The sequence below is a fragment of the Endozoicomonas montiporae CL-33 genome (assembly GCF_001583435.1).
In the GTDB taxonomy this organism is placed as follows: domain Bacteria; phylum Pseudomonadota; class Gammaproteobacteria; order Pseudomonadales; family Endozoicomonadaceae; genus Endozoicomonas_A; species Endozoicomonas_A montiporae.
Window position 1 is genome coordinate 1,907,681 of sequence record NZ_CP013251.1, and the last position, 19,788, is coordinate 1,927,468.

The following is a 19,788-nucleotide window of genomic DNA, read 5'->3' on the forward strand; positions in this document are numbered from 1 at the left end:
CAATGGCAAACAGTACGAGTGGTTGCAATGAAGAATAAACAACCGGGAACCGATTATGTTGGGGAAGGTGCTGATTTTTCAAGGTTGGTGGGCGTGGTCAGATTTCACAGCTTGTGCATGAAGGGCAGGGGCTGTACTGAAGTGCACAGCCCCTGACAGATTCTTCAGGCTGCCGCCTGTTGAGCAATCTGTTCTTCCAGTTGGTGACTGACGAACTCAGGAGACTGGGTCTTCTGAGCCAATAGGGCATACATTGACGGTACTACGAAGATGGTAAGCAGGCTGGAAACCAGTACACCAAAGAAAACGATAATACCAATGGCATAACGGGATTCTGAGCCAGCACCACTGGCCAACAGCAGGGGGACAGAACCCGCAACGGTGGTGAATGCGGTCATCAGAATCGGGCGTAAACGCTGCCTGGCCGCCTGAATAACGGCTTGCTCAAATGCCAGACCCTGGTCGCGTAACTGATTGGCAAACTCAACAATAAGAATACCGTTCTTCGTTGCCAGACCGATCAGCATAATCAGTGCCAGCTGGCTGTAGATATTCAGGCTTTCACCGGTCAGAAGCAATCCGCCCAAAGCGCCGGCAATACCCAGAGGTACGGTCAGCATAACCACCAACGGGTGCACAAAGCTTTCAAACTGTGCCGCCAGTACCAGGAAAACAATGATCAGAGCCAGTGCAAAAACATAGGCAATGGAACTCTGGTTGCTGCGGTACTCCAGTGATTCGCCTTTGTAATTGATAATGGCCTCGGCGGGCAGGTTATCAACCACCAGCTGATCCAGATAATCCAGAGCTTCACCCAGAGAGTAACCGTCCTGCAGACTGGCAGACAGGGTGATGGCACGGTTGCGATTATAGTGACGCAGTCGTGCAGATTTGCCGACTTCACGAATGCTTACCAGGTTATCAAGGCGAATAAATTGTCCGGAAGTGGCAGATCGAACATAGAGTTGTGACAGGTCATCTGCCGATAAAAACTGTTCTTCAATGCCCCGGACAAACACATCGTACTCTTCACCGCGTTCCATAAAGGTGGTGATGTTTTTGCCGCCCAACATGATTTCCAGCGTGTTGCCGATTTCTTCAGCTGATACGCCTAATTGCTGGGCTCTTTCCCGATCGATAGATACTTCCATCTGTGGCTGGTTCTGGTTGAAATCCACATCCAGATCCGACAGGCCGGGGTTTTCTTTTGCCAGTTCCATCAGCAGGTCGGTCCACTCAACCAGCTGATCAAATGATCCGCCGCCGATAACAAACTGCACCGGATTGCTGGAGCCCCCCATAAAAGAGCGAACAATCGGGAATGCCTGAACGTGAGGAATCTGTGCAAACTCTTCACGAATCATATCGGAAAATTCAAACACACTGATGCCCCGCTCGCTCCAGTCTTTGAAGCCGAGAATCATGATGCCCGAGTTGTCGCCCATCGCACCCCAGCCGGGGGTTTGCAGGTAGGAGTAATCAATGGCGCCATCGCCGATTTTCGGCAGCAGTACGGCCTCGATCTCTTCGGCGGCTTCTTTCATGGCTGGATAGCTGGAGCCTTCCGGACCTCGAATGATCACAAACATGCTGCCGCGATCTTCTCTGGGCATAAAGGCTTTCGGCACCATGTTGTAGAGAACGACAGAGGAGGCAACCGAAGCAATCAGGATAGTCAGCCCCAGCAGTTTACGACGAACAAACACGGTCACCAGACGTTCATAGCCGTTTTCCAGTTTATTCAACTGACGTTCGGTGAACTGGTTCAGGCGAGAAGGTTTGGTGTTCAGTTTCAGGAACCTGGAGCCCATCATCGGTGACAGGGTCAGTGCCACAAGGCTTGAAAAGCAGACGCTGCCTGCCAGTGTCAGAGCGTATTCACGGAACAGAATGCCGACCATGCCGCCCATAAAGACGACAGGCACAAACACCATTACCAGTACCACAGTGGTGGCAACGACCGCAAAACCCACTTCGCGGGCACCATGCCATGCGGCGAACAGAGATGGTTTGCCCATTTCCAGGTGCCGATGGATATTTTCCAGCACAACAATAGCGTCATCGACCACAAGACCAATCGCCAGAACCAGAGCCAGCAGGGTCAGGATGTTGATGGAAAAGCCCATGACCCAGATAACGGCAAACGCGGCGATGAGTGAAACCGGCACTGTAACCGCTGGAATCAGCGTCGCGCGGGCATTACCCAGAAAGATATACAGCACCAGAATAACAAGTGCGATAGTAATCGCCAGTGTCGTGTATACTTCGTCAATCGCGCCCTGGATAAAGATAGAGGAATCGTGGGTTGTGCCCAGTGTTGTGCCTTCTGGCAGGAAGGGTTCGAAAGCCGCCATTTCACGCTTAACGTTGTTAATGACCTCCAGTGGATTGGCGTTTGAAATGGGCACAATACCAATGGTCACCACGTTTTTGCCGTCCACTTTCGAAAGGCTTTCTTCTACTTTGGGGCCGGTGCCAATAGTGGCAATGTCTTCCAGATAAACCGTTGATGTGCCGCTCTGACGGATCACCAGACGGCGGAACGCTTCAGCGTCGTCATACTCACGCAATACTCTCACCGGTATAGAACGCTGGTCGCCTTTAACGGTACCTGCTGGCAATTCAATATTATTGCGGCGCAGGGCGCTTTGCACATCGGTGGCTGTCAGTTGTCGTGCAGCCATGGCAATAGGGTCAAGATCGATACGCATGACATACTGACGACCGCCGTATATGTCGGCAGAGCTGACGCCATCCACCAGACTCAGCCGGTCCTGCAGGGTTCGTTCCGCATAATCGGTGAGCTCTACTGGCGACAGGGTTTCGCTTTGCAGGGTAACGTTCAGAACGGATTCGCCGGTACCGCTGTTTTTCCAGACAATGGGTGATTCCGCCTCGTCGGGCAGTCGCCAGCTGGCACGGGACATGGCTTCCCGTACGTCGTTGGCAGCGACTTCCATATCGGTTTCAGTGGAAAATTCAACGGTGATTCGTGAAACGCCGTGCATGCTCTGGCTTTCAATGGAACGAATGCCGTCGATCCCTCCCAGGCGGTCTTCAAGCACATTGGTGATCTTGGACTCGACGACATCTGCTGATGCCCCGGTATAGCTTGTGTGAACCGATACCCTGGGCGTTGTGATATCCGGCAGCTCTCGTATAGGCAGCAGAGTGAAGGCAACGATACCAAAGGTGATCAGCAACAGGCTGACCACAGTGGCGAACACGGGTCGTTTAACAGACAGATCAGACAGTATCATGAACGGACGTCCTCAGCAGGCTCGCCGGTCTCTGCGACTTCTGTGCTCAGAACTCTTACCGGACGACCTGCCGTGACTTTTACGACGCCCTGATCAACAATGCTGTCACCTTCCTGCAGGCCGCTGGTGACCGTTATTTTGCTCTCAAGAATAATGCCGGTTTCAATAAACCGTTGTTGTGGAATGCCTTCTTCGTCCAGAAGGTAAACGTATTGGTCGTTGCCATCAAACAGAACACTTCGAGCCGGAATCACCAGGGAGTCCTGTGTGGGTCGGGCGACGTTCAATCGCATCAGCATACCCGGGCGTAGTCGTACATCTTCATTTTGCAGTGTGGCTCGTGCCGAAAATGTCAGATTGAGTGGGTCGATTCGTGGATTAATGGAGTCGATTTCACCACTGAACTGAATGCCGGGCCATGCATCGGTGGTGGCATTAATCAAAGTGCCGGTGGCGATCTCGCTGAAGGTATTTTCGGGCAGGTCAAAGTACAGTTTCATACTGGACAGGTCATCCAGTGTAGTGATGTTCTGCCCGGCACTGATCATGGCTCCGGTGCTCAGCTCGCTAAAACCCAGAACCCCGTCAAAGGGTGCTGTGAGTGTGTAGTTCTCCAGGTTGGCGGTCTGGGATTCCAGATTAGCCCTGGCGCGCTCTACCCGGGCTTCCTGGGCTGCCAACTCATCCTGAGAGACTGCGCGCTTCTCAAACAGTCTGATCATGTAATCCAGCTGGCGATCTTCATCCTTGAGGTTGATTTCTGCTTCCTGAACCCGGGCGGCCTGCTCTTTATGATCCAGAGTCAGTAATACATCACCCTGTTCAACGGCGATGCCATCGTCAAACTTCAAAGCCGTGACCCGGCCTCCGGTTTGCGAGGCAAGGTCGATGGACTGGTTGGCTCTTAATGTGCCCAGAGAGTGGAGGTTGCGCTCAATGGGTTGGATGACCACCGAAATGCTGGTCACACTGGGAATCGGGCCGGATGCACTTCTGGCATGGGCTTTGATCGGCATGGTAAAGGCGAGCACTGTCGCCAGCGTCGAGACTGCAATAGTTTTAGCGGGTTTGAACATGTTGTACGGCAGAGGCTGTGTGTGGCTTATTTTTCATAAAACATTGTGCAGAGTGTTACGGGCGTAGCCCCAAGGCTGCATGCGAACTGCCGCAAAGTGTAACTTTTGCGGCGTTAGGAGGTACATTGCGGATTGTAAAGGTCTGCAAGATTAATGCCTGTGGATGACCCTTATGTGTCAGGTAGTTGTACGTTGACTTCCAGTATGGAGTAGTCGCCTTCGCGATCCAGTTTGATGGAAATGTCATCCTCACTGACTGAAATATACTTGCGCACAACGTCCAGAATATCTTTCTGCATGGCTGGCAGGACATTCTTGGAGGAACGGCTCATGCGTTCATGGGCGACAATAATTTGTAAACGTTCCTTAGCTGTCGCTGCACTGTTGTCTTCTTTATTGCTACGGAAAAGCTGAAGCAAGCTCATGTATTAACCCCCGAACATCCTTTGTAAAAAGCCTTTTTTCGGTGCTTCAAGGAAGCGGTGAGGGATATCTGTACCAAGGAAACGCTCGGTCATATCTTTGTAAGCCTGACCTGCGTCACTGTCCTGCTGGTGAATGACCGGAATGCCCTGGTTAGAAGCTTTCAGTACAGTCAATGACTCCGGAATAACCCCCAGCAAAGGAATGGCCAGAATGTCTTTGACATCTTCCACGTTCAGCATTTCACCGCGCTCTACCCGCTCCGGGTTGTAGCGGGTCAGTAGCAGCCGCTCTTTTACAGGCTCCATATTTTGCTCCGCCCGACGGGAACGGCTTTGCAAAATACCAAGGATGCGGTCAGAGTCTCTGACAGACGACACCTCAGGGTTGGTGGTAATAATGGCTTCATCAGCAAAGTAGAGTGCCATCAGGGCGCCGTGTTCAATACCGGCGGGGGAATCGCACACGATGTATTCAAAGTCTTTGGCCAGTTCTTCCAGCACTGCCTGTACTCCGTCTCTGGTTAATGCTTCCTTGTCACGTGTCTGGGAAGCAGGAAGGACGGCAAGGTTCTCTGAGCGTTTGTCTCGAATCAGAGCCTGATGCAGTGCTGCTTCGCCATTGATGACATTCACCAGATCGTAGACAACGCGTCGTTCGCATCCCATGACCAGATCCAGATTTCTGAGACCTACATCAAAATCAATAACGACGGTGCGATGCCCTTGTAAAGCCAGGCCGGTGGCGAATGAGGCGCTGGTCGTTGTTTTACCAACACCTCCTTTTCCTGAGGTAACAACGATGATACGGGCCAAGTTAAACTTCCTGAATACTTGATTAACTGGAGGCCCCAGTATTTATGAAAGAGCAGTTATGTGCAAGTGATCGTTATCAAGGAATATTTGTGCGTTCTGTCCCCAGCGATGACTCCATACGCTGCTTTGATCCTGACTGGTCAATTTGTACTGCCCGCTGATGGATACCAGCTCGGCTTCAAACTGGTTACAGAATATCCTGGCTTTTTTGTCGCCGTTAACCCCGGCAAGGGCTCGTCCCCGGAACGAGCCGTATATATGAATATGGCCGCCAGCCAGAAGTTCTGCGCCTTCGCTGACCTGGCCAAGGACAATAAGATCGCCTTCCGAGTAGAGCTGCTGCCCTGAACGTACCGGACGACTGATAATAGTGGCCTCTGGTCGTACAGGTTCCTGCCGGTTCTTTTCTACTGGAATCTTTGCGTCGGGTTGACTGAGCATTACGACATTGCTGTTTTGAGGATTGCTATGCCTTTTCTGCTTCTGGTGCGGAAGCCAGGCGACACCAGCCAGTTGTGCAGTTTTTTTATGATGCTCGGTACCTCCGCGAAGCGCAACAAGGATCATTCCGGTATGGTGCAGCAGGTGTCGTATGCTCACCAGATTCAGATCTTCACTGTCGTCTGATAGCTTGTCAAGATCCAGAACGACAGGTGTCTGATGAAAAAAGTGAGGCGCCTTGCTGGTCATGCCTTCCAGCTGTTGCTTCAAGCGTCGGTGGCTGGTGGTATGCAGTTCAAGGGTTGTCAGTGTGTAGAGACTGCCTTTGAGTTGAAAGGCGGGCGGACTTTTGGAATTAACAACAGAGGCCATAACAGCAATATCCATTCTCTCAAGCCTGATATTTTGCTGAGAGTAATAGGCTGGGTATCAAATCACAAGTATTTTGTACAAGGCTGTTGTGATTGCTTTCTTTTGAAATAGTTGGCTGTGAGAAGTGACAAGTCACTGGTTTTCGCTTATTAATGACTCTGCTTGTTGAATTTACTTGCTCAAGACAGTTGTTCAGGGTTTATGTCGAAAAAAATTACAAATACAACAGAAGCCGACCGGTTTTACTGGTCTTTTCTCCTCCCGAGGTACTGGTTGATCTGGCTGGGTTTGGGGTTGACCGTACTTCCGTCATTGTTACCTTATCGGGTGCTGGTTCGTTTTGGCGAATGGATTGGCAGGCGTTTGTATCATCGCGGTGGCAAGCGAGTGGATATTGCCAGGGTGAATCTGGAAAAATGTTTCCCGGAAAAGACGGCTGAGGAACGCGAGGCATTACTGCAGGCTAATTTTGAATCGGTGGGGATCGGTTTGATGGAAGTGGTCATGGCCTGGTGGTGGCCAAAATCAAGGCTGGAAAAGCTGGTGCGCTTTAAAGGATTGGAACACCTTGAGGGAGCGCAGGGGAAATTACTGCTGATTCTGCATTTTACCACCATCGAAATTACAGGCGCGTTTATCGCCCTGCGTCATAGTCTTGACGCCACCTATCGGGAACACAAAAATCCGGTGTTTGAGTACATGCAGAGGAAGCAGCGTCAACGTTATGACCGTCAGAGTCGTTTATTGGGCAGAAGGGATGTGCGGGGAATGCTCCGGTCATTGCGTGGCGGGCGCACGGTCTGGTATTCGCCGGATCAGGATTATGGCCCGAAGCAAAGTGTGTTTGCCTCTTTTTTTGGGGTGCAGGCGGCTACTGTAACGGGGACGTCGAGGATGGCGAAAATGGGCAGAGCGCAGGTGGTTCCTATGGTATTGAAGCGCTTGCCGGGTGCCAGTGGCTATGAGCTGGAAGTGTTTGAAGGATGGGCTGATTTTCCTGAAGGCGATGATCAGAGGGATGCTGAAAGGGTCAATCGTTACATAGAAAACCAGGTAAAAAAACACCCGGAACAATATATGTGGCTGCACAGGCGATTTAAGACTCGCCCTGAAGGAGAGGCTGGTTTTTACAAAAAAGCCCGTTAGTCGTCTGTTTAGCCCTGCTGCACAAGCGGTCGTTGGAAGCTGTTTGCTATGGCCGGGCTGTCTTTCTACAGTTCTATATAGAAATATTCTCTATAAAGAAAGTCGATGTTGCGTGGTGTTATTCCTTTAAGCGGGGCTGGCCGGGCGCACAGACAGCAGGGAGGCTGATTGATGAGACCCTCACAAAGACCGGTTAAACCCAACTCTTCTGGTTATTTCACGGGCAGAAGTCAGGTTGGATCCAAGGGTGTTGATAACGATACATTGCTGTTTGGGCGCCAGCGTGAGAGTGAGGGGAAAGCTTTCCTTAATACACTCAGTCGTCTGGCCTTTATCATACGTCATCCCAAAATCTACCTGAGACAAAGAAAAGAAGATCGCCAGATAAGGCAGCAGGAGATTAATGATGGCAAGTTTCAGGATACCCGGAATATTACTGATCGCAAGATTACCAGAGATCACAAGCATATGCAGGCTGTCACCAGAAACATGCAATCCAGAATCAGCAAAGATCACAGAATCGGATATGACCCTCAGGCGGATGACATTCGAGAGCTGGAGCATGTGCAAAAAGTCAGGGTAGGCTTCTGGGATGATGTGCCTGGTTTGTCCAAGCCAAAGACGAAGAAACAGCGTGATAAGCTGGACCGGTTGAAGGCGGAATTTGACCGTGAACGTAAAGAGTTGAAAAAACGCAATGCCAGCGTAGCCAAGAATATAAAGGGCTTAAAGAACGATTCCGAAGAGATTAAAGATCTGGAAGACCGGATTGAAACACAGCGAAGCGCTCATAATGAAATTGTTGAATTGTTAATCCGGATGGATGACGATAAAACCGATGTTATCTATGACGACAACGGTGTTAAGAAAACCCGTGCAGAGTTGAATGAACAGCGTGTTCTGCTTAGGGATGAGGTCTCCAAAGACAGAGAAAGGTTGGCGAAACTTCGGGTAGATCGCTCTTACCTGACCGACCAGCAGCGAGAGAATGATGAGGTTATGGAGGCTGTTCATAACGATATGGTTGACTGGATGCAGTCCTCTGAGGAAGAGTATCAGCAGTTATTGGTTCTTCTGGAGAAGTTTCCAAGCTTGGTTGGCCGTATGGGTGGTAAGGATGTCGCAGCGAAAATGGCCAAGGGTGATCAGCTTAAACGCTTCAGGGTGGATGTTATCGGTGACTTGGAACAAAGATTTTTAAGTGCCAGAGGCAATGCAACTGTTGAAAAAAAGTTAGGTCGAAAAATTTATGTCGGGCGCATGGTGGCGATGCGCATGGGTGATATGATTCGTGGTACCGATACGCCCGAAGCTCTTCGGGAACAGGTGGAGAAGTACACTGGCAAAAAGCTTGAACTTCCGGTGGCCTCTGATAGAAAGGTGCCGCTGAGTCCTTTCAGTCCTTTTGCTTACAAGGCAACTAATGCAGATGATGATAATTGGGGCAAGGACGGCTGGGAGAATGGCTTTGATTTTCCTGATGGCGAGGATAGTGGCATTGAGGATACCGAGTCATTAGATGGACGCAACTCTCCAGCTCCTCCGCACTCTGTGGATCAGAAGCCTTCAGTAGATGACGATGATGAGCTTGATCTCAGATAAAACGTGGAATTATGCCCTTTTCCAAACGAGGAAAAGGGCATAAGCCATTTTGAATGCGAGAGTGTCAACCCGCAATCATCAATCGCAAACCATCCAGTCTCAGCATGGCATTCTGCAAACACTGATGCCCAATCGCTGCCTGATTCTTGAGATGTTCAATCTCTTCATCACGAACGTTAGGGTTAACCGCTTTCAGGGCCGCCAGACGTTTGATCTCTTCCGTCACCGCCGAGAGCAGGGCTGAACAGGCTTCCGACACAATTGGCTGAACAGCATCCTTGGCGTAACCTTCTGCACGTTCCAGCATTTTCAGAATGGGTTCGCGCTGCGCTTTAACCAGCTTTTTCGCCATGCCTTTTTTGATCGGCTGTAACTGAGAGTTCAACGTATCAAAGGCGACACGGGAGGCCAGATTGTTCATGCCCGGATCAATCAGACAACGAATTGGTGTGGCGGGCAGGTAGCGATCCAGCTGCAGGCGTCGATCACCACTGCTTTCCACCACATAGATGGCTTCCAGCAGCATGGTGCCGGGTTTCAGGGCTTTGTTTTTCAACAGCGCCACTGATGTGTTGCCCATATCGCTGGTGAGCAGCATTTCCATACTGTCGCTGACCATCGGGTGTTCCCAGGTCAGGAAGTGCATGTCTTCCCGGGAGAGCGCCATTTCGCGGTCAAAGGTCACGGTCATACCGTCAGCGGAAAGCATCGGGAATGAAGTCACCATGTGGCTGCCCGGACGAATCACCAGACAATGCCTGGAGTGGTCTTCCGACTCTACACCAAAGCCTTCGAACAGCTTTTCCATGTAACGCTTCAGCTGTCGTGGTTCTTCCTGCTCTTCAATGTCGTTGATCATGTCTTCATTGGAAGACAGTCCGCGGGAGTTGATTTCCAACAGGCGATCGCGACCATTGTGCAGATGCTCTTTGACCTCGGTATTCAGAGCCGCGGTTTCGCTGATCAGGGGTTCGATGTCTTCCAGCGTGGTGTTGCTTTCCGGCTGCAGCAGGGCTTGCAGTTGCTCACCATGCTTTTCAAACACCATACTGCCTGACGGGCAGGTATCGGCAAAAGCATCCAGACCTCTGTCGTACCAGTGGAACAGTAACTCCTGACTGGTGCCGGTGATGTAGGGCACATGAATCTTGATGGTTTCCGTCTGGCCAATTCGATCCAGACGACCAATGCGCTGTTCCAGCAGATCCGGATGGGATGGCAGATCAAACAGTACCAGATGATGAGCAAACTGGAAGTTACGACCTTCACTGCCAATCTCGGAACAGATCAGTACCTGAGCGCCGTACTCTTCATCGGCAAACCATGCGGCAGCCCGGTCACGCTCAACAATGCTCATGTTTTCATGGAAAACCCCAGCAGGAATGCCGGAAGTAATGCGCAGAGCGTCTTCCAGATCCAGTGCCGTGTTGGCATTGGCGCAGATCACCAGTACTTTCTGCTTCTTCAGCAGTTTCAGCAGGTTGATCAGCCAGTCAGTGCGTGGATCGACTTTCCACCATGGGTCCATATCTTCCACGGTGATGCGGGACTGGTAAGCCAGTTCCGGATAAAGACTGGAACGGGTCTCCGTCTCTTCTTCCAGGGCGATCTGGTACAGTTCCGGTAATGGCTGTGGATAACCCTGAACGACACGTCCCGGGAAGCCACCCACCGCAGCACGGGTGTTTCGGAACAGAATACGTCCGGTGCCATGACGATCCAGCAGGCTGCGCAGCAGTCGATCGCGGGAAGACGCTCTCAGCTCTTCATCACCCATATTGATGTTATCAATCAGGTTCTGGCAGTCAGCCCCCAGGAAGCTGATCAGATGCTTCTGAGCGGTTTCCGGCAGGCGATCATTTTCCAGTAGTTCCTGCACCGCTTCAGCCACAGGCTCGTAGGTCTTTTCTTCTTCCTGATAAGCTTCCAGATCGTGGAAACGATCAGGGTCCAGCAGGCGAAGGCGGGCAAAGTGGCTTTCAGGGCCCATTTGCTCCGGGGTGGCTGTCAGCAGCAACAGGCCGGGAATATGGCGCGAGAGTTGCTCGACAGTGCAGTACTCTGTGCTCGGGTTTTCTTCATCCCAGACCAGGTGATGGGCCTCATCGACCACCAACAGATCCCAGTCGGTCTGCATGGCCTGCTCAAAGCGTTCGGCATTGTTGCTGAGAAAATCCAGACTGCACAGAATCAGCTGTTCGGTATTGAACGGATTGTCGTCATCGGCGTTACGGCAGCGTTCTTCATCAAACAGGCTGAAGTGCAGATTGAAGCGGCGCAACATTTCGACCAGCCACTGATGTTGCAGGCTTTCCGGCACCAGAATCAGAATACGGCCAGCCCGCCCGGTGACCAGTTGCTGATGCAATATCAGACCGGCCTCAATGGTTTTACCCATGCCCACTTCGTCAGCCAGCATCACCCGTGGAGCGTGTCGGCCAGACACTTCCCGGGCAATATGCAGCTGATGCGGAATCAGGCTGGTGCGCGCGCCAACCAGTCCACGCAGAGGTGAACGCTTCAGCTTGTGGTTGTGCTGCAGGGTTTTGTAGCGCAGGGAAAAGTTGCTGTTCTGATCAATCTGACCAGCCAGCATGCGATCCTGCGGTTTGTTGAAACGAATAAAGTTGCCCAGACCGGATTCGGGCAACACAGCGGCCTGACCATCAGACGATCCGCCTGAGATCACACCTTCGTAAGTTAACAGGCCATTGCTTTCAATGGTGTCTGTTACCGTCATGATCCAGCCCTCGTGACTTTCTACTTTGTCACCAGGGTTGAACTGCACACGTGTTAATGGGCAATTGTTAACGGAATAAAGCCGGGTTTCACCGGTAGCGGGGAACAGTAGGGTGACCATCCGTCCGTCGAGGGTAAGCACAGTGCCTAAACCCTGTTCAGTTTCGGTGTCACTAATCCAACGTTGTCCAGGAACGAAGCTCGTCATGTCGTGACTACATACCTTGCCAGACAAAAAAGGGCGCTATATTAGCGGAATTACTTCTATAAGCAACCAGTACAAGTGCTAGATTTGCTGCCTTTTTACGTTTGAACGTTGTGCATGTGAACACGGTACCGGTGCGGAGAGCCTATGAATTATAGACAGAAACCGAAGCGGAGTGGATTCTGCTTCGGTGAGTGCGGAGTAAATCAGGTGGGTTACAGTGTCAGGCCGCTTCAGAATCCGGGTCTTTTTCGTCGGACGGCTTACCAATTTCAAGCACCAGGTCAGGCTTGCCCTTGAAGGCTTTGGACAGAATGTCCTTGTTGCGAGACAGTAACAGGCCGATATCTTCTGCCAGCTGTTCATCCATCGTAAAGTGATCTTCCAGCAGGGTGGTCAGATTGGCTGCCAGCTCCAGCATACGGTCATGTTCTTCAGCGGATTTTTTGTCTGTAAACATACTCCCGTCCCGATCAACTCGCCACATAGGGGTAATTGACATGGCCCTCTCCTGTTTGGCATAGGGGTTAGTAATATTCTATATACTGTATATAATTACAGTTATTTTGTCTAGGGTATAAGTCCAGAGCATAAAAAAACCGGAATGTTCCGGTTTTTTTATGCTTGTGAGTGAGCGTAGCTTTTACCGCAGTTCATCCAGATAGAAGGCAGCCCAGTAAAGTCCGCCTGGCCAGTAGTCGGCGTATGGATTTTTGTGGAACTTTTCGGCAACTTTTTTCAGTGCCTGATCAGGCTGATCAGATTCTTTTGCCTGTGCTCCATCTTCTGTTTTTCGGATCAGCATATCGGGCAGACTGGCGACTTCTGTCCACTGGTCATCGAACAGTTTTTCCCAACCCGCTGAATGCTGGTCACCGGCTTTTGGCAGAATATGCGCCACGACTTTAAGTGATATATCACTCTTGTAAGGGTATGAGTAAAAGACATTCCGGAAGATAGAAAAGTAGTCATTGTTCAACCACTCTTTTGCTCCTTTGCCTCTGACTTCCCTTGAACTGACGCGTTCGTACATGCTGTGCATGTTTGGGGCAAACTCATTGCGTTTGATCGGGTAGTTATACGTGCGGAAAATATGGAACAATGCCGCATTACCCTTCGGGTTGACCAGACGAGTCCCTCCGGATCGGACAAAGTGATTCACGATGTCAGGTGTCATGGTATACATATCGAGCCTGCCCTGTTCTTTTAACCGGTTGGTCATCAGCTCAAGGGGTTCGCTGGTGTAGTAGGGATGGTAAACAAATACCGGATTATTGTGATGAGTGTGCATGCCCAGGACGGGCTCATAGTGAACGTCTGTCTCGGCAGCAATAAAGGTTAAATCGCCCTTGATGCCTTTGCCGCCGGGGTCGGGCTCTCCGTTTTTATAGCCGAAGCGACCGTATTGAAGCCCGGTGTTGAAGGAAGGTTCGTTTGCGAGAAAAATTGAGCGTCCATCCGTTCCCAGCATGAACATTTCCAACGGAGTGGGTGCTTCGACGTAGTCAGGCGTTGCAACGCTTGCAAAGAGATAGGGCGTTTCATTTTCGCCGCGATAAACAACGGACAGGGCAATAATGGAGTAGCTTTTGTTAATGATTGAGGTCAGGGGTATGAAGAAATCTCTGGCATCATAAGGCAGTGTTTTACCCGTTCGGAGGTTGGCCTGCTCATAGTTATATTTCGCGTCCAGATAGTCTTCGGTCTGTTCTTTGACATTGCTGTCAATTCTGGCAAAGGAAGGGTGCTTTGCCAGTGCTTCCAGGTCCAGCCCAAAAACACGGTCTTCAATGCCGGCGTAGACGATATCGTTAACTTTGTTATAAGCCAGAGAAATACCGTGTTCGTGGTTATACTCCTGTTTCTCATCGAAGCCTTCGGTGAGAAAATCGGTAATGTCCAGATTAAGCTCCGGATACCGGTAGGCTTTTTTGGCACCATGACGATTAGGGTGTTTCAGAATAATGCGGGAGCGGTGGCAGGTGAAGAGCAGGCTTCCGTCATCCAGAACAATAAGGTTCTGGCTTTTTGGCAGGTTTGAGTTGCTTTCAGCAACGCTGAGAGGCATTTTGGTTTTTTCATGCACTCTCGGTTTCTGTGTCAGTTGGAAATTATACTCAACCGGACAGGTTTCTTCGTACTCTCCAGCCAGCTCCCAGGCATAACCATGACTGCCAGCCAGGCTTTCGGCAGGATTTGAGCCAAAGTGGTCAAGGTCGCTTAATCCCTTTCTTCCGACCAGTGGCAAGGAGCCGTCTTCAGGCTTGTCCATAGGCAGGCGAACGATGAGTTGTTTGTTATTTTTGCCGGTAGCCAGAGCGTGCAGATAGGCCTGACTTTCTGCAAGGAGTGACTGGCTAAACAGGAGAAATGTTGCACTGACAAGGAGTGATCTTGTTATTTGTGAGAAACGCATATAACCCTCTTTGCTACTGATTCGCAGACTAACTGTATGACCATACAGCCGAATATTAGTTCAGCAGAGGGTGGGAAGCGTAGATCAGGATTTATGGGTTCGCCTTTTGAGCGCCGGCTGGAACCCGGCGTTCATAAGGCAGAAAGGTTATGAAAAGCGGTTACGCTTGTGTGGGGAAGCTTTTTTGTGTGGGGATGGGCGTTTCTTGCCTTTGCCCTGGGCAGCCGTTTTGCCGCGAGGGCCTTTCAGGCCGGTGCGAGTGGTACGAGCCTGCTTGCGAACGGTTGGCAGTGGTGCCGGATCCAGTTTTACGTGGGCGGCCAGTGTATCGATAGCGTCTTTGTCCAGCTCTTCCCACTGACCCATACGCAGGTGGTCAGGGATGATGACGTTGGCAAAGCGCACACGTTTCAGGCGGCTGACGGTGAGTTCCTGGGACTCCCACAGACGACGGACTTCGCGGTTACGACCTTCCATAATGCAGACGTGGAACCAGCGGTTAATGCCTGCACCGCCGGAGTCAACGATATCGGTAAAGCGTGCCGGGCCGTCTTCCAGTTCAACGCCTTCAAACAGATTTTTCACTTTCTGTTCAGTGACATTACCCATGACGCGTACAGCGTATTCACGCTCGATTTCGTGGGAAGGGTGCATAAGGCGGCTGGCCAGCTCACCATCGGTGGTGAACAGGAGCAAACCGGAGGTATTCAGGTCGAGACGGCCAATGGCAATCCAGCGCTCACCGCTCAGCTTGGGCAGACGGTCAAACACGGTTGGGCGACCGTCCGGATCGGAGCGGCTGCAGATCTCGCCTTCAGGCTTGTTGTAGGCAATTACACGACGCACTTTGGATGCGTAGTTGTCGAGTTTTACCGGACGACCATCCACAGAGATTCGATCTTCTGCGGTAGCACGATCACCCAGAGAGGCCTTTTCACCGTTCACGGTGATACGACCTTCGCTGATCCAGCGTTCCATCTCACGGCGCGAGCCGATGCCAGCGCCCGCCAGGATTTTTTGCAGTTTTTCACCCTGGGGAGGCGTTGTTTCAGTAGTCATTGCTTTATACCAGGTGGCGATGCCACCTCATCATTGTCGAAAGGCGGGCAGTATAAATAAGGCAGACAGAAGATTCTATAGAGAATCTTCTGGGGTTTTGCGGGTGGATTCCGTACTGTCGCCAGAGTCTTCAACAGACTCCGTGTTACTGGATTCTTTCTCATCCGGCTCCAGCGACTCCACCTTCTGCTTTTTAATCAGGTCGTCAAAGTTATCAGGCAGATCGGCTTCCATTTCATCCAGCTCGGCGAACAGGGCTGCCGCGGACTGTTCTTCAACATCAATGACTTCATGAACTTCGCTGGCATCCACTGCTTCAGTCGTTTCTGCAGGCTCGACCTCCAGTGAACCCTGCTCGGGTGTTTCGGTCAGTTGTTTGGCCATCTTTTCAAGGTCACGAATTTCGGACAGCGGTGGCAGTTCATTGAGATTCTGAAGGTTGAAGTAATCCAGAAACTGCCGTGTGGTGGCAAACATGGCAGGACGTCCGGGTACGTCCCGGTGACCGACCACCCGAATCCACTCTCGCTCTTGCAGTGTGCGGACAATGTTGCTGCTGACACTGACGCCACGAATTTCTTCGATCTCGCCCCGGGTAATCGGCTGTCGATAGGCAATCAATGCCAGCGTTTCCAGCAGGGCCCGGGTGTAGCGTTGCGGCTTTTCTTCCCATAAGCGTCCAACCCAGGTCGCCAGCTCCTGCCGCACCTGAAAACGGTAGCCCGAGGCCACCTGTTTCAGCTCGAAACCACGGCCTTCACAGCTTTCCGACAGGGCAACCAGTGCTTCACGGAAGGCATTGGCGTCCGGGGCTTCTTCTTCCGGAAACAGTGCCATCATATGCTCCAGAGTCAGTGGCTTGTTGCTGGCCAGCAGGGCACCTTCCAGAATGCGTTGCAGTTGTTCGATTTCCATAAGTCGGTCTGTTCGTCAGTCAATTCTGGCCTTCACATGAATCGGGCCATAAGGTTCGTTTTGTATCAGTTCGATCAGGGATTCCTTGATCAGTTCCATCACTGCTATAAAGGTCACGACCACGCCCAGTCGTCCTTCATCCACCCTGAACAGGGCAACAAAGGGCGTAAAGCGGTCAGACGACAGTTGTGATAACACCTGACTCATACGCTCACGTGTAGACAGGGCTTCTTGTTCAATCTGATGGTTTTCGTACATATCTGCCCGGCGCAGTACTTCGCCCAGTGCCAGCATGACTTCTTTCAGGTCAACGTCAGGGTGAGGACGTTCCAGCTCCACATTGGGTGGTTCGGCACTGACAAGGTAGATGTTGCGATTCAGTCGTGGCAGTTCATCAATGTCTTCCGCTGCCTGCTTGAAGCGTTCGTACTCCTGCAGTCGGCGAATCAGCTCGGCTCTCGGATCTTCCTCTTCTTCCTCGTCATCACTGACTCTGGGCAGCAGCATTCGAGACTTGATTTCAGCCAGAGTGGCAGCCATCACCAGATATTCTGCCGCCAGCTCAAACTGGGAGGACTCCATCAGTTCCACGTACTCCATGTACTGTTGGGTAATGGTGTACACCTGTATATTGAGGATATCCATGTTGTTGCGTTTGATAAGGTACAACAACAGGTCAAGGGGGCCCTCGAAGGCATCCAGAAACACTTCCAGTGCTTCGGGTGGAATATAAAGGTCGTCAGGCAGCTTGGCCATGGGCTGTCCCATGACCAGAATGCGGTTTTCCAGTGCAGCATCGGATGCCTCGTTCAGGTCAAAGGCATCGGTTTGTGCCGGTGCTTGCTCTTCCGGCGTCGTGCTGTCTGGCATCTCATCGGCCACGGCTTCCGTCGTGGTCATCGGGCTATCACCTTGTCAGGCTCCTCTTATCGAACTGCTTGGTTTCGAACCACTTTGCATTGAAAATACCCTTTTCATCATCGACGAAAAGGGTACTGCTGGAATAAAGTGGGTTATTGGTCAGGATTAATTACTAATGTCATACATTGCTGATCAAGAATCAACCATCTGTTTGGCGATGGTCTATTTCAGCGCTGATCTTTTTCAACGCTGATCTTTTTCAACGATAGTCAATGCCAATGGCATCACGCACATCACGCAAAGTATCCTGAGCTTCATCCCTTGCCTGTTCACAACCTTCTGCAATGATGTTTTTTACGACATCCTGATTGCGTTCAAGTTCCATGGCTTCCATTCGGATTGGCTCCAGCTCGGCCTGACAGGCGTCAATCACCGGTTTTTTACAGTCAAGGCAACCAATGCCGGCATTGCGACAGCCTTCCTGAACCCAGTTCTGGCGTTCCTCATCCGAGTAAACCTTGTGTAGCTGCCAAACCGGACATTTTTCCGGTTCGCCAGGGTCGTTGCGGCGTTGACGTGCCGGGTCAGTGGGCATTTTGCGGATTTTGCTGGTAATGTCGTCCGGCTCTTCACGCAGGGTGATGGTGTTGCCGTAGGATTTCGACATTTTCTGTCCGTCCAGCCCCGGCATTCTTGCCTGTGGCGCCAGCAGTGCCTGTGGTTCCGGAAGGATGACCTTGCCGGTACCTTCGAGATAGCCAAACAGTCTTTCCTGATCGCCCAGAGTGATGTTGGATTGTTCTTTCAGCAACGCTCTGGCGGTTTCCAGTGCTTCGTCGTCACCTTTTTCCAGATAAGCCCGGCGCAGGTTGCGATACAGGGTGCCGGTCTTTTTACCCATCTTGCGAATAGCCGCTTCCGCGTTATCTTCAAAGCCGGGCTCCCGACCATAAAGATGGTTGAAACGTCGGGCGATTTCCCGGGTGATTTCAATATGGGCTTCCTGATCGGCACCGACCGGAACCAGTCCGGCACGATAGAGCAGAATGTCGGCACTTTGCAGCAGTGGGTAGCCAAGAAAACCGTGAGTAGAAAGATCCCGTTCGCGCAGTTTTTCCTGCTGATCCTTGTAGCTGGGCACCCGTTCGAGCCAGGACAGCGGGGTGATCATGGACAGCAACAGGTTCAGTTCGGCATGTTCGGGTACTTTGGACTGAATGAACAGGGTGGCAGATCCCGGGTTAACACCGGCTGCCAGCCAGTCAATGACCATTTCCCAGACGTTTTCTTCGATCGATGCAGGGTCTTCGTAATGAGTGGTCAGTGCGTGCCAGTCAGCAACAAAAAAGAAGCATTCGTACTCATGCTGAAGGGTCAGCCAGTTTTTCAACACACCATGATAATGGCCCAGATGCAGTCGGCCGGTGGGTCGCATCCCTGATAGTATGCGCGACTGGGAATCTACTGCGCTCAAGGGTCTCTCCTGTGGAATTCCTGATCCGTCAGGTTACGATAGATTAATGACAGGGAAAAGCACTTTTCCTGCAAAATGTGCTGCTAAGTACCCGGCCATATGGAATCGAATATTTCTGGCTTATTGGGCAGGTATCCTGCAAGGCGCAACGACGGGAGCATAGCAAGCTATGTGACCAGAGTTGCAACGCAGTCAGGGTGCCTGAGCAATGAGTCAGAAAATATGGTTTCATATGGTTGGGTACTTATGAACACAGCGATGCCGTTCATGTGGTGAACAGTCTGATATTACCTTTCCCTTCCCGCAGAATTTCCGGAGTGTCATTCAGCAGACTGACTACTGTGGTCGGGTCGCCATCCCGGTAACCACCATCAATGACCAGATCCAGCTGGCTTTCCAGCATTTGACGGATGTCGTAAGCATCGGTCATGGGTTGATCATCGGCCGGAAGCTGCAGGGTGGTACTCATAATGGGAGCATCAATCTCCGCCAGCAGTGCATCAACAATGGCGCACTCTGGCACCCTTATGCCAATGGTGCGACGTTTAGGATGCATCAACCGTCGGGGAACTTCTCTGGTGCCTTTGAGAATAAAGGTATACGGTCCGGGTGTGGCAGTTTTCAGGAGTCGGTACTGGCTGTTGTTGACCTGGGCATAGACCGCCAGTTCCGACAAATCCCGACAGACCAGTGTGAAGTTATGCTTGTCGTCCAGATGACGAATACTGCGAATTCGATCGACGGCTTTTTTTTCACCCATCAGGCAGCCCAGGGCGTAAGCCGAATCAGTGGGGTAGGCGATCACACCGCCATTACGCATGATCTCAACCGCCTGACGCACCAGCCGTGGTTGCGGGTTGTCAGGGTGAATCTGAAAAAATTGACTCATGGTGATCCAAATCATGGTCCCTTGCGCCTTGCATTGTGCTCGCGGGTAGATAAATGCAGGTGTCGGCAAGTTTCCGCTCAGGTGAAGTAAGGTTC

General features: G+C 51.5%; 15 protein-coding genes. 2 read left to right on the top strand and 13 right to left on the bottom strand.

The annotated features are described in order from the left end of the window. Nucleotides 1–164 precede the first annotated feature (164 nt). The 5 genes from EZMO1_RS08560 to minC form a co-directional block, all read right to left on the bottom strand. The gene (locus EZMO1_RS08560) at nucleotides 165–3,260 is read right to left on the bottom strand and encodes an efflux RND transporter permease subunit (RefSeq protein ID WP_034874172.1); all 3,096 of its coding nucleotides are present in this window, start codon (nucleotides 3,258–3,260) and stop codon (nucleotides 165–167) included. Continuing rightward, entirely contained in the window at nucleotides 3,257–4,336 is a 1,080-nt protein-coding gene (locus tag EZMO1_RS08565; RefSeq protein WP_034874171.1) for an efflux RND transporter periplasmic adaptor subunit, read from the bottom strand. Before EZMO1_RS08565 ends, EZMO1_RS08560 begins: the two co-directional genes overlap by 4 nt. 170 nt (nucleotides 4,337–4,506) lie before the next feature. Then, the gene (minE, locus tag EZMO1_RS08570; RefSeq protein ID WP_034874170.1) at nucleotides 4,507–4,761 is read right to left on the bottom strand and encodes a cell division topological specificity factor MinE; all 255 of its coding nucleotides are present in this window, start codon (nucleotides 4,759–4,761) and stop codon (nucleotides 4,507–4,509) included. A gap of 3 nt (nucleotides 4,762–4,764) precedes the next feature. After that, nucleotides 4,765–5,574 carry a septum site-determining protein MinD gene (gene minD, locus EZMO1_RS08575; RefSeq protein WP_034874169.1) on the bottom strand — a complete coding sequence of 270 codons (810 nt, stop codon included), beginning with the start codon at nucleotides 5,572–5,574 and terminating at the stop codon, nucleotides 4,765–4,767. 42 nt (nucleotides 5,575–5,616) lie between these two features. Continuing rightward, the gene (gene minC / locus EZMO1_RS08580; protein WP_051789622.1) at nucleotides 5,617–6,402 is read right to left on the bottom strand and encodes a septum site-determining protein MinC; all 786 of its coding nucleotides are present in this window, start codon (nucleotides 6,400–6,402) and stop codon (nucleotides 5,617–5,619) included. A 279-nt stretch (nucleotides 6,403–6,681) separates the two neighbouring features. Between minC and lpxL the strand changes: the two genes are divergently transcribed. Both lpxL and EZMO1_RS08590 read left to right on the top strand, forming a co-directional pair. Further along, entirely contained in the window at nucleotides 6,682–7,533 is an 852-nt protein-coding gene (gene lpxL / locus EZMO1_RS08585) for an LpxL/LpxP family Kdo(2)-lipid IV(A) lauroyl/palmitoleoyl acyltransferase (protein ID WP_236631976.1), read from the top strand. A gap of 171 nt (nucleotides 7,534–7,704) precedes the next feature. Beyond that, nucleotides 7,705–9,135, top strand: coding sequence for a coiled-coil domain-containing protein (locus tag EZMO1_RS08590; RefSeq protein WP_034874168.1), 1,431 nt, complete (start codon nucleotides 7,705–7,707; stop codon nucleotides 9,133–9,135). A 64-nt stretch (nucleotides 9,136–9,199) separates the two neighbouring features. On the opposite strand, the gene rapA is transcribed toward EZMO1_RS08590, so the two are convergent. From rapA to EZMO1_RS08630, 8 genes are all read right to left on the bottom strand, one after another. After that, nucleotides 9,200–12,016, bottom strand: coding sequence for an RNA polymerase-associated protein RapA (gene rapA, locus EZMO1_RS08595; RefSeq protein WP_236631975.1), 2,817 nt, complete (start codon nucleotides 12,014–12,016; stop codon nucleotides 9,200–9,202). 286 nt (nucleotides 12,017–12,302) lie between these two features. Then, nucleotides 12,303–12,581, bottom strand: coding sequence for a YebG family protein (locus EZMO1_RS08600; protein WP_034874166.1), 279 nt, complete (start codon nucleotides 12,579–12,581; stop codon nucleotides 12,303–12,305). A 141-nt stretch (nucleotides 12,582–12,722) separates the two neighbouring features. Further along, nucleotides 12,723–14,495: a hypothetical protein gene (locus EZMO1_RS08605; protein WP_034874165.1), complete on the bottom strand. Its 1,773-nt coding sequence runs from the start codon at nucleotides 14,493–14,495 to the stop codon at nucleotides 12,723–12,725. Between the two features lie 147 nt (nucleotides 14,496–14,642). After that, nucleotides 14,643–15,554, bottom strand: a complete 912-nt coding sequence (gene rluB, locus EZMO1_RS08610) for a 23S rRNA pseudouridine(2605) synthase RluB (protein WP_034874163.1) — start codon at nucleotides 15,552–15,554, stop codon at nucleotides 14,643–14,645. Nucleotides 15,555–15,629: 75 nt separating this feature from the next. Then, a complete protein-coding gene (gene scpB / locus EZMO1_RS08615) occupies nucleotides 15,630–16,469 on the bottom strand; it encodes an SMC-Scp complex subunit ScpB (RefSeq protein WP_034874161.1) in 840 nt (279 codons plus the stop codon). A 15-nt stretch (nucleotides 16,470–16,484) separates the two neighbouring features. Further along, a complete protein-coding gene (locus tag EZMO1_RS08620; RefSeq protein ID WP_034874159.1) occupies nucleotides 16,485–17,369 on the bottom strand; it encodes a segregation and condensation protein A in 885 nt (294 codons plus the stop codon). Between the two features lie 220 nt (nucleotides 17,370–17,589). After that, the gene (locus tag EZMO1_RS08625; RefSeq protein ID WP_034874157.1) at nucleotides 17,590–18,765 is read right to left on the bottom strand and encodes a tryptophan--tRNA ligase; all 1,176 of its coding nucleotides are present in this window, start codon (nucleotides 18,763–18,765) and stop codon (nucleotides 17,590–17,592) included. 304 nt (nucleotides 18,766–19,069) lie between these two features. Next, on the bottom strand, nucleotides 19,070–19,693 hold the full coding sequence (locus EZMO1_RS08630; protein WP_034875337.1) for an L-threonylcarbamoyladenylate synthase: 624 nt from the start codon (nucleotides 19,691–19,693) through the stop codon (nucleotides 19,070–19,072). Between the last annotated feature and the right edge of the window lie 95 nt (nucleotides 19,694–19,788).